This window comes from Pseudomonas sp. LBUM1674 (genome assembly GCF_059695635.1).
Genome location: NZ_CP166779.1, coordinates 589,152 through 600,138, shown reverse-complemented (window position 1 = coordinate 600,138; position 10,987 = coordinate 589,152). Strand labels below are relative to the sequence as shown.

Annotated in this window: 8 protein-coding genes; 7 read left to right on the top strand and 1 reads right to left on the bottom strand. The window is 58.4% G+C overall.

All coding sequences use genetic code 11. The annotated features are described in order from the left end of the window. Positions 1 to 88: 88 nt before the first annotated feature. The 7 genes from urtE to ureC all read left to right on the top strand — a co-directional run bounded on the left by urtE (position 89) and on the right by ureC (position 5,431). Positions 89 to 787 carry an urea ABC transporter ATP-binding subunit UrtE gene (urtE, locus tag ACA067_RS02720; protein WP_497460508.1) on the top strand — a complete coding sequence of 233 codons (699 nt, stop codon included), beginning with the start codon at positions 89 to 91 and terminating at the stop codon, positions 785 to 787. A 55-nt stretch (positions 788 to 842) separates the two neighbouring features. Further along, positions 843 to 1,682, top strand: coding sequence for an urease accessory protein UreD (locus ACA067_RS02715; protein ID WP_497460507.1), 840 nt, complete (start codon positions 843 to 845; stop codon positions 1,680 to 1,682). Between the two features lie 182 nt (positions 1,683 to 1,864). Then, on the top strand, positions 1,865 to 2,167 hold the full coding sequence (locus ACA067_RS02710; protein ID WP_497460506.1) for an urease subunit gamma: 303 nt from the start codon (positions 1,865 to 1,867) through the stop codon (positions 2,165 to 2,167). Positions 2,168 to 2,176: 9 nt separating this feature from the next. Further along, on the top strand, positions 2,177 to 2,710 hold the full coding sequence (locus ACA067_RS02705; RefSeq protein WP_497460505.1) for a GNAT family N-acetyltransferase: 534 nt from the start codon (positions 2,177 to 2,179) through the stop codon (positions 2,708 to 2,710). 5 nt (positions 2,711 to 2,715) lie between these two features. Next, a complete protein-coding gene (locus ACA067_RS02700) occupies positions 2,716 to 3,249 on the top strand; it encodes a GNAT family N-acetyltransferase (protein ID WP_497460504.1) in 534 nt (177 codons plus the stop codon). Beyond that, positions 3,249 to 3,557 carry an urease subunit beta gene (locus ACA067_RS02695; RefSeq protein ID WP_008011171.1) on the top strand — a complete coding sequence of 103 codons (309 nt, stop codon included), beginning with the start codon at positions 3,249 to 3,251 and terminating at the stop codon, positions 3,555 to 3,557. The genes ACA067_RS02700 and ACA067_RS02695 overlap by 1 nt, the downstream gene beginning before the upstream one ends. A 173-nt stretch (positions 3,558 to 3,730) precedes the next feature. After that, entirely contained in the window at positions 3,731 to 5,431 is a 1,701-nt protein-coding gene (ureC, locus tag ACA067_RS02690) for an urease subunit alpha (RefSeq protein WP_497460503.1), read from the top strand. A 64-nt stretch (positions 5,432 to 5,495) separates the two neighbouring features. Here ureC and ACA067_RS02685 read toward each other — a convergent pair whose 3' ends face one another. After that, positions 5,496 to 10,739 (bottom strand): NEL-type E3 ubiquitin ligase domain-containing protein, encoded by a 5,244-nt coding sequence (locus tag ACA067_RS02685; RefSeq protein ID WP_497460502.1) that lies wholly within the window; start codon positions 10,737 to 10,739, stop codon positions 5,496 to 5,498. Positions 10,740 to 10,987 lie beyond the last annotated feature (248 nt).

The following is a 10,987-nucleotide window of genomic DNA, read 5'->3' as shown; positions in this document are numbered from 1 at the left end:
ATAAATATGTCGACTGATACACCGCTTTCGCTGGCAAGTCGGATCGCCGCACCGCAGCTCCTACAGGGGGATTGAGGAGAATCGGAGAATGCTGCAAGTCGACAAACTGCACCAGTATTACGGCGGGAGCCACATCCTGCGGGGACTGACGTTTGAGGTGAAGGTCGGAGAAGTCACGTGCCTGCTCGGGCGCAATGGTGTCGGCAAGACCACCCTGCTCAAGTGCCTGATGGGCCTGTTGCCGGCCAAGGAAGGCGCGGTGAACTGGGAAGGCAAACCGATCACCACGTTCAAGCCGCACCAACGGGTTCACGCGGGGATTGCTTATGTACCCCAGGGGCGGGAAATCTTCGGCCGACTGACGGTGGAAGAAAACCTGCTGATGGGCTTGTCGCGATTTCCCGCATCCGAGGCCAGGGAAGTCCCGGCGTTCATCTACGAGTTGTTCCCGGTACTGCTGCAGATGAAGCAACGGCGCGGTGGTGACTTGTCCGGCGGCCAGCAGCAGCAATTAGCGATTGGCCGGGCGTTGGCCAGCCGTCCACGGTTGTTGATTCTCGACGAGCCCACCGAAGGCATTCAGCCCTCGGTGATCAAGGAGATCGGCGCCGTCATCAAGCAACTTGCAGCCCGTGGTGACATGGCGATTCTGCTGGTAGAGCAGTTCTACGATTTCGCCGCTGAACTGGCCGATCAGTACCTGGTGATGTCCCGGGGCGAGATCGTGCAGCAGGGCCGTGGAGAAAATATGGAAGCCGAGGGTGTGCGCGGCTTGGTTACCATATAAGGCTACGATATAAGGCTGCGGTCTGATCTACAGCGTCTGACGATAACTGGAAACCATGAATCTACCTGCCCCCGCTGTCCTGTTTACCCCGAGCTGGCACGCCGAGCTGGAACTGAGCTACGCCCGATTCGGCAACAGCACGCGCCCGGTTCAGCGTCGGCACAAAGGCCCGCTGCGGGTGCAGAAGCATCTGTATGCCGAAGGACCGCACGTCTGTCAGCACATCATCGTTCATCCGCCGGGCGGGATTGCGGGGGGTGACCGGCTGGACATCTCGGCCAGCGTCGGTCGCGATGCCTGGGCGCAAATCACCAGTCCTGGCGCGGCCAAGTGGTATCGCGCAGCCGGGCCCGCTTATCAGCAGCTGGCCTTGAAAGTGGCGAGCGGTGCAACACTGGAATGGTTGCCGCAGGAGACCATCATTTTCAGTGCTGCGCAGGCCGAACTCAGCACCTGCGTCGAGCTTGAAGGCGATGCCCGGTTGTTTTACTGGGACGTGGTGGCACTGGGCCGACCGGCCAGCGGCGAACGCTTCGACCTGGGGCATTTTCAGGCGCAACTCGACATCCGTCGCGACGGCCGATTGCTCTGGCACGAACGCCAGCGCATTGTCGGCGGGGATGGTTTGCTCGATTCGCCGATTGGCCTGGATGGGCAACCGGTGTTTGCGACCCTGCTGGTGACTGGCGACGTAGATAATGAATTGCTGGAGAAGTGCCGTTCACTGACTCATGACGTGCGCGGGGATTTGACCCAGTTACCGGGAATTCTGGTTGCCCGGTGCCTGGCCAGTGAAGCGTTGTTGGCGCGGGGCTGGTTGATTGATGTGTGGCGGTTGCTCAGGCCTGCGTTGCTCGGCCGAGAAGCCGTCCCACCACGAATATGGGCCACATGAACACGATTCCACCCTGTAGGAGCTGTCGAGCGGAGCGAGGCTGCGATCTTTTGATCTTCAGCGGAGTCGAAAAAGATCAAGATGAAAAGATCGCAGCCTCGCTCCGCTCGACAGCTCCTACCAGCTCCTACAGGGTGCAAGACGCATTAGATTTTCATTCTGCCAAAAATGGATTCCAAACGATGGACCTGACCCCACGCGAAAAAGACAAGCTGCTGATCTTCACCGCCGGCCTCGTGGCCGAGCGGCGTTTGGCTCGCGGCGTGAAACTCAATTATCCGGAAGCCATGGCCTACATCTCCGCGGCGTTGCTCGAAGGCGCCCGTGACGGCCAGACCGTAGCCGAGCTGATGCACTTCGGCACCAACCTGCTCAGCCGCGAGCAAGTGATGGAAGGCATCCCGGAAATGATCCCCGAGATCCAGGTCGAGGCGACGTTCCCCGACGGCACCAAACTGGTCACCGTTCACCAACCGATCGCCTGAGGTCGCGCCATGACTTACCACATCCGCGATGCAGTGCATGCCGATCTGCCGGCGATCCGCGATATCTACAACGATGCCGTACTCAATACCACGGCGATCTGGAACGAGAAGGTCGTCGACCTGGGCAACCGCCAGGCCTGGTACAGCGCCCGGCAATCCCAGGGTTATCCGATTCTGGTGATCGTCGACAGCGATAACAGGGTGCTGGGCTACGCGTCATTCGGCGACTGGCGGCCGTTCGACGGTTTCCGCCACACCGTCGAGCACTCGGTCTACGTGCGCAGCGATCAGCGCGGCAATGGTCTGGGCCCACAATTGATGGACGTGCTGATCGAGCGCGCCAAAGGCTGCGACAAGCATGTGATGGTTGCCGCCATCGAAAGCGGTAACGCCGCATCAATCCGTTTGCACGAACGAGCCGGTTTCGTGACCAGCGGGCAGATGCCCCAGGTCGGCACCAAGTTCGGCCGCTGGCTGGACCTCACCTTCATGCAACTGACCCTCAATCCTGGCGCGCAGCCGCCGGCCGCCAGCAAGGAGTAACGCCGATGAACGCCGCCCAACTGCGCCGCGTCAATGTTGAAAGCTTTGCGCACTATCGCCAGGGTTTGATTGATCTGCTGCTCGATGCCGTGGGCTATGGCGCCAGCGTCGGGTTCATGGCCAATCTGGACGCCACTCAGGCACGCGCCTACTTTGATGACGTTCAAGAGAACCTGAACAAGGGCAACGTGCTGCTGTGGGTAGTGGTCAACGACGAACAGGTCCAGGCCAGCGTGCAACTGACCCTGTGCCAGAAAGCCAACGGGCTGAACCGCGCCGAAGTGCAGAAACTGCTGGTGCGCGAACAGGCGCGTCGCCGGGGTCTGGGTCAGCAGTTGATGAGTGCACTGGAAACGGCCGCCCTCCAGCACAAGCGCGGCATGCTCTACCTCGATACCGAAGCCGGCTCCCCCGCCGAGGATTTCTACAAGGCCCTGGGTTACACCCGCGCCGGTGAAATCCCCGACTACGCCTGCGACCCGAGCGGCCGGTACAAACCCACCGCGCTCTACTACAAGATCCTCCAGGGGGCCCATTGATGATTCCCGGTGAATACCAGATCCAGCCCGGCGACATTGAACTCAACGTCGGCCGCCGCACCCTCAGCCTGAAGGTGGCCAACAGCGGCGACCGGCCGATCCAGGTCGGCTCGCATTACCACTTTTTCGAAACCAACGACGCCCTGACCTTCGACCGCGCCGCCAGCCGCGGCATGCGCCTGAACATCCCCGCCGGCACCGCCGTGCGCTTCGAACCGGGGCAGAGCCGCGAGGTCGAGCTGGTCGACCTGGCCGGGCATCGCCGGGTGTTCGGGTTTGCCGGGCGGATCATGGGTGACCTCGACTGACATCTGTGGTGCGCCCGAAAAGATCGCAGCCTCGCTTCGCTCGACAGCTCCTACAGAGACCGAGAGCAACCGGACATTTGCGGGAACGCCTGTAGGAGCTGTCGAGCGCAGCGAGGTTGCGATAGCGAGCTACGCGAGCGGTCTCAAAAACCATTGAATCCCAAGGCAACCCCATGAAGATTTCAAGACAAGCCTACGCCGACATGTTCGGCCCCACCGTCGGTGACAAGGTCCGTCTGGCCGACACCGAGCTGTGGATCGAAGTGGAAAAGGACTTCACCACCTACGGCGAAGAAGTGAAATTCGGCGGCGGCAAAGTCATCCGCGACGGCCAGGGCCAAAGTCAATTATTGGCCGCCGACGTCGTCGACACCCTGATCACCAACGCGTTGATCATCGACCACTGGGGCATCGTCAAGGCCGACGTCGGCCTCAAGGACGGGCGCATCGCCGCCATTGGCAAAGCCGGCAACCCGGACATCCAGCCGAACGTCACCATCGCCGTCGGCGCCAGCACCGAAGTGATCGCCGGTGAAGGCATGATCCTCACCGCCGGCGGCATCGACACCCATATCCACTTCATCTGCCCGCAGCAGATCGAAGAGGCGCTGATGAGTGGCGTCACCACCATGATCGGCGGTGGCACCGGCCCGGCCACTGGCACTAACGCCACCACCTGCACCTCCGGGCCGTGGCACCTGGCACGGATGCTCCAGGCTGCCGACGCGTTCCCGATGAACATCGGTTTCACCGGCAAGGGCAACGCCAGCCTGCCGGAGCCCTTGATCGAACAGGTCAAGGCTGGCGCCATCGGCCTCAAGCTGCACGAAGACTGGGGCACCACGCCAGCGAGCATCGACAACTGCCTGAACGTCGCCGACCAATACGACGTGCAGGTGGCGATCCATACCGACACCCTCAACGAATCGGGTTTCGTCGAAACCACCCTCGCCGCCTTCAAGGGCCGCACCATCCACACCTACCACACCGAAGGCGCGGGCGGCGGTCATGCGCCGGACATCATCAAGGCCTGCGGTTTCCCGAATGTGCTGCCGAGTTCCACCAACCCGACCCGGCCGTTCACCCGCAACACCATCGACGAACACCTCGACATGCTGATGGTCTGCCACCACCTGGACCCGAGCATCGCCGAGGACGTGGCCTTCGCCGAAAGCCGCATCCGCCGCGAAACCATCGCCGCCGAAGACATCCTGCACGACCTCGGCGCGTTCTCGATGATCAGCTCCGACAGCCAGGCCATGGGCCGGGTCGGCGAAGTCATCACGCGCACCTGGCAGACCGCCGACAAGATGAAGAAGCAGCGTGGCGCGCTGCCGGGCGACGGTGCAGGCAACGACAACTTCCGCGCCAAACGCTACATCGCAAAATACACCATCAACCCGGCGATCACCCATGGCATCAGCCATGAAGTGGGCTCGATCGAAGTCGGCAAGTGGGCGGATCTGGTGCTCTGGCGCCCGGCCTTTTTCGGCGTGAAACCGACGCTGATCCTTAAGGGCGGCGCCATCGCGGCCAGCCTGATGGGCGATGCCAACGCCTCGATCCCGACGCCACAACCGGTGCACTACCGTCCGATGTTCGCCAGTTACGGCGGCTCGTTGCACGCCACCAGCCTGACCTTTATCAGCCAGGCGGCGCAGGAGGCAGGCCTGCCGGAAGCATTGGGCTTGAAGAAGAAAATCGCCGTGGTCAAAGGTTGTCGCGACGTGCAGAAAACCGACTTGATTCACAACGATTATCTGCCGAACATCGACGTCGATCCGCAGACCTATCAGGTCAAGGCCGACGGCGTGCTGTTGTGGTGCGAACCGGCGGATGTGCTGCCGATGGCCCAGCGGTATTTCCTGTTCTGACATGCCGGGAATAAAAAGGCCTGAGTGCAAAAATCTGCACCCAGGCCTTCGATTAAAAGACGATTCAACTATTATCCGACTGCACCGTGAAAGGGATTTCGACTCTTTGAAGTTTGGCCCTGTCCATCGCTTCCCGGGTCAATTTCTTCAGCAGCTCGTACTTTTCGGTATTGATCAAAACCAGCTCCGCCGTGTATTCATCATCCGTCATCACGCGACCAGGCGCGACATCGGCTGGCTCTTTGCCGAGTTGCGCCGCGAGTGTCGTGATTTTTTCGCGCAGCAGAGTACGCGCTGATAAATCGGTGGTCTGCGTCCACTGTTGTTGTGCGACTTGCAGGTCTAACAAAGCGTCGATTTTACGTCGCAAATTGTTGAACGCTTTGCGGTTGGCACCCTGGATATACTGGCTCCAGAAATCCTGCTCGATAATTGAATCTCGCAGAAGATCTCCTTCTTCAAGCGCGAGTATTCGCTTGCAGGCGGCCTCTATCATCGGCAGCGTGACATCCGGCTCATTGAACTTCATGGTGCGTGACTGCCAAGGCAACTCCAGGCGCTCAGCCAGGGCTGTTGCATAGGCAAGGTGAATTTCCACTTCATCAATAGTCCTGATGTAGTTTCCCTCCTCATCCATCTGACGGATCGGGTCGCCGTTGCGATCAAATTCAGGAAATTTTCGGCCTTGCTCCAGCAGCTCCGTGACTCTCGCTCGGGCGATCTTGCCCAGTTCATTCAGACGTGACTTGCCTCTGGCCAGACTCACCAGGTCCGACTCCACCAAGCCCTTGTCGACAAGGGCATAGGCCTCATAAATCAGTACTTCGAGGCCCATGGCGTTAAAAACCTGTGCGCTGGAATCGACACACGTGGAGGGCACGAGCGCATCTTTGAAGAGCTTTTCGCGCAGTTCGGTGCTTTCAGCTGCAGCTGAAATCATTCGCCAGACCTTGTCGGCGAGATCGGTTCTGTATTCGGGAGAAGTATCCGAGGCGTCGACGAGTTTTCCGATTTCTTCAAAGAAATCTTCGGAACCGAACTCATCTGCAACCGCCGCCCAGAGATCACGTTTTAACGCTCGTAATTCGGGCGTCGCTCGCTCCTGCGGCGGCAACGCATTAATCCAGAAACGGCTATCGGATATCACCGAATTGGGCCATCGCCGGTCAGGATCGAGTCCTACCGATTCGATGTAGGTTTGCAGCGTTTGAAGATTTGCTGGCGAAAGCCATGGCGGCTCACGACTGATCAGCGTGCGCGCCACTATTTCAGCCCGGAAGGACCCCGGAGCTACCACGGGTATCTGGGTGATTGGGTTATTAACCAACCTCAAGTCGAAGTGCCGGGGTCGAGGCAGGGAAAAGGTCCCGTCAGGCCAGGTGGCGATACCGGTGTTCGACAAGTTCAGTATGTGCAAGTCAGGCATTCGGCTGACATTGGGCGCCATGGCCAACGGATTGTTTTCCATCCCCAGAACTTTTAACCGAGTCAGGTTCTTGATGCTCTCGATGGCCGGCCCGATCAACATGATCTGGTTATTGCCCACATGCAATTCAAGCAGATGCGTCATGTCGCTGATCGCTGCAGGAAGCCGGGTCAGCTGGTTACTGGACAGATCCAGCGCGCGAAGTTGGCGAAAATGTCCAACAAACCCCTCCACCTCATTGCTGAATTGCGAACGATTCAATCGCAGCCGGGTGACATGATCGAAATTCGCCTCCAGCGGCGGCAAGCTGCGCAGTTGCCATTGCAGCGAGGTGTCACTCAGATCAATGCTCTGGCCGCGATAATTGCCGTAGGCGTCATAATCTTTCGGACCGGTCCTTTGCCAGGCCTGTTTGAGGGCTCTGACGATTTTAATCCTCGCGCCCCACTCTCTGACGTACTGCGGGCTGTCTCTGACGCCAGAATACTCGTTCGGCGCCTTCAACCAGGTTTGCAGGCGGTGATCCAGTTGCTTGTACTCCCGCTCGAGTCGCTTCAGCTGGCGGTCTGGCGAGTCGTCTTGAGCATTCAGGGCCGCGACGAAATCATCGAGCTCCTCAAGGGTGAAATCTGGGTAGAGCGTTCTGACCCGCTCTTCGATAATCCGCTCCCATTGATTCTGACCGCGACCGCTCAAAGGGTAGCCGCGCCGACCGTCAGGCAACACCGTCAGTGGCTTGAAGAACGGCTGACGCGGTGACTGCATCTTCAGGACCGGGCGCAGTTCATCACGGCTGAGCGCCCGTTGTTGGATCAGTGTCTTGAGATCGGCACCTTGACCCACATGGGGCAAGCCCAGCGCCCGACGCTGAGCATCCGGCAAGGCGTGCTGAAGGGTGGCGTATAGATCATCCCGTCCGTGTAAATGATTGTCGCTGGCATCGCGCGCCTCGTACTGCCCATCGCCGATACGCACCAGCACTTTGCGCTCAAGAGCATCCTCGGGGCCGACGCTGGCGCGTAGGGCTCCCGTGAAGGAGCCATCCCGGACTTCAATGCGCAAATCGTCAGATCCGCCGAGCAATGTGTCCAATGTATGCAGGACCAGGATTTCCGTGTCCGGCGCAGCCAGCGCCTCCAGATAAAGCCCCTCATAAGCGCTTGCCAGGCGCACCTCTTGCTGTACCAGACGAGCTTTCTCCGCCAGCCGCAATGGCAGGCGCTTGGTGGTTTTCATCTGGCGCAATTCGGTGGGCGTCGCATCCTCCAATAGCTCGTGTGCGAGCCTGGTTGACACCGAGGAAAATTGACGCTGGATCAGTTGAGTCCGGGGATTTCCCAATGCCTCCCGGTCTTTGAGCAAACTCTGGAATATTCGCGCCCTGGCCTGAACTGCCTGATCCGCCAGTCGCGTTTGCAAGGTCTGGGTCTGCTGGTCCGGCGCAACCTGTTGGCCGACCAGGCTTTTGATTTGCTCCTCGCTGAGGGAGGACAGGACACGCTTGGGCAATTGCCCCGCTATAAGCTCGGCCCGGCTGACCCTGATGACGTCTGAAGCCGGTGCGGCGATATCACCATACTGAACGGACTTGCCGCTCAAATCCGCCTCCTCGAACGCCTCTATCGCTTTAGCAGGAGGCCATTCCGGCAGCTCGACCATCAAGGCAGCGGCATAACCGCAAAGATCATCCTGAAGCTGCCCGGCACGAATCTGCTCCCCCACTTCGCCGGCATCGGCATAGGCCTGAAATCGCGTGATGGTGTCGACCAGCAGGGGCGGCGTCGTTTCACCCTCGACATGCATGCGACGCAGCACGTCCTCCTGTGTGCCACTGACCCTGAGCATGTGTTCGCGTTCACTCTCGGTGAAAGCATCCACCGAAGGTCCCAGACGTCGTAACAAAGTGCGTTTCGGCCACTCCAGCGGCGCGTCCATCTCGTGATTCCAGGCTCCGTTGCCGTTATGGTTCACCTCCGGTTGGTAGGCATCCTCCCGGGTAGGGTGCTGGATCCGGTATTTTCCGGAGCGCAACTCCTCTTTCAATGCGTAGTGCTTTCCCTCCAGCGGCAAAATATTCTGGCCGTCATGCTGATGCAGCCCCAATTTGTCGGGTCGGGAGTTTGCTGGCAGCTTGATGTTCCGCTCATAGGGCTTGAGATCGGGCTTCCACAACCGCGTCTTGCCACTGGGCAGGGTGACGGACTTCAAACCTTCGATGAAAGGCGAAACCGTGTAGTGAAACACCGGCGCCAGTGCCGCCATCGTCGCCAGGTTCTCCAGCACATCGGTGATGTGTGCCCAGCCCGCTTCCTTATCGCCTTGACTCAACTCGCGCGCGCCCTCGATCGTCTCGAACAACAACTGATCCGCGGTGACCAGCAGCATGGCGGCGCCTACCGGCGGCACAAAGAACGCGGCGATACCGATGACAGACATGCCGATATTCAGGTAATTGGAGAGCCGACGGTCGCGGGTGATGTCATCCTCGGTGGCGGTGGAAACGGCAAGTACTTGCGCATCCTCAAGCATATGCCGACGTTTCTGGCGGAACATTTCAGTCCAGATACCGGCCATGCCGACCCACTGAAAATTCAGTGAAAGCGCGGCATGCAAATCGATATTCTCCTGCGGGTCGCGCCGCCAGTGCCGATCCGCTATGGGACCGACCAGTCTTGAAACCGGGCTCAAGTACTTCAGATAACCCCGCACCTGGTCTTTCCAGTAGGTACCGGACGGTGCGTCCAGGACCTTCTGGGTAAATCGAAGAAAAAAACGACCCCGGTCCTTTTCGCTGATGAACCGGCTGAAGAAGCGTTGATAGTCGGTGAGCGCGTCCTTGGCGCTATCGATACGGCTGCCCGGTGGCCGGTACATCAGTTGGTGGGTCAGTTGCGCTTCGAAGTCAGCGAACGACGCGTATTTTTTTAACGCGTGCTCGGGATCGTCCGGAATGTAGGCAATGACATAACTGCCATCGTAACGATTGGCGTGGGTTGGAAAGAACACTGCACAGTCGGCGATTTCGTAACCCATCAGCTGTAGCGGGCTATAGCTGATACTCCGTCGGCTGTCCTTATCCCTGACGATCTCTTGCTCGTTGATTAGCTCGACCAACATTTCGTAATGTTTAAGTTCAATATCATTTTTCACGAATGCTGCATAAGCCGCGGCCTTCATTGCTGTTTTTTTGCCATCGATGAAGGCCAGACTCAACGCCTGCTGATGTGCGGCCGCACCTTCATAAAGAAAATCATTGATGTATTTTTCATACTGGCCACCGATATCCAGGTTGCGACAGATTGTCACGAACTGCGGTATTTTCAGCGCGAGATGCAGAACGTCGAATCGCCCCTGCGCATCGGGTTCTGTAATAAATGTAGAGTCGCTGTCGAAGTAACGCTCCTCGGACTCGAAAGTTTCGAAGTTATGCAACGCCGCCTGCAACAGTGATAAGGTTCTGCTGCGCACATCGCCGGTGTTCACGCCCGTCGCAATACCGAAAAACTTGTAATCTACCGGGTAATAGAGTCGCATCCAGGTGTTCTCGACATCCAGTTCAATACCTGCTTCCGCCAATGCCGCGATCAACAAGGGCTTTGCATACGCGGTGACACTGTCCACGGCAGCAATCGTCTTATCCCATTTATTTTGCGCGTGACAGTCCGCTTCAATTAATGCTTTCAGGGCACTTCGCTGATCTGTCGAGCTATTTTCATACCATTGTGGAAGGGTGGGCTTGGTATCCTTGAGCACCTTGCGCCGTAGCGGCGACGCCTGGATCAGGCATTCGGGAATAGTGCTTTTTATGAAATCGAAGTGGCGGCCCTTTTCAGGATCGCCGGGTTCATCAACTGTGGCTTTTTCCATTAGAGGTTCAGACATGTCGCATAATCCCTATGCAATTCAATTGAACTTCCAATTTACTCACTACAGCTCCAAAACAACAAATCAAAAAGCCACCGGACAACACCTGAACAAACTGTCATAACCATTCAATTAACAGCATTAAAAAATAACTAAATAACACCTGACACTCACATCAACACCTTTTCATCGGCGCTTGCAGCAGGAACACGACAAGGGCGCCAGGATGCGCCACACTCTTTGGCTATCATTGCCAATGCAGATAC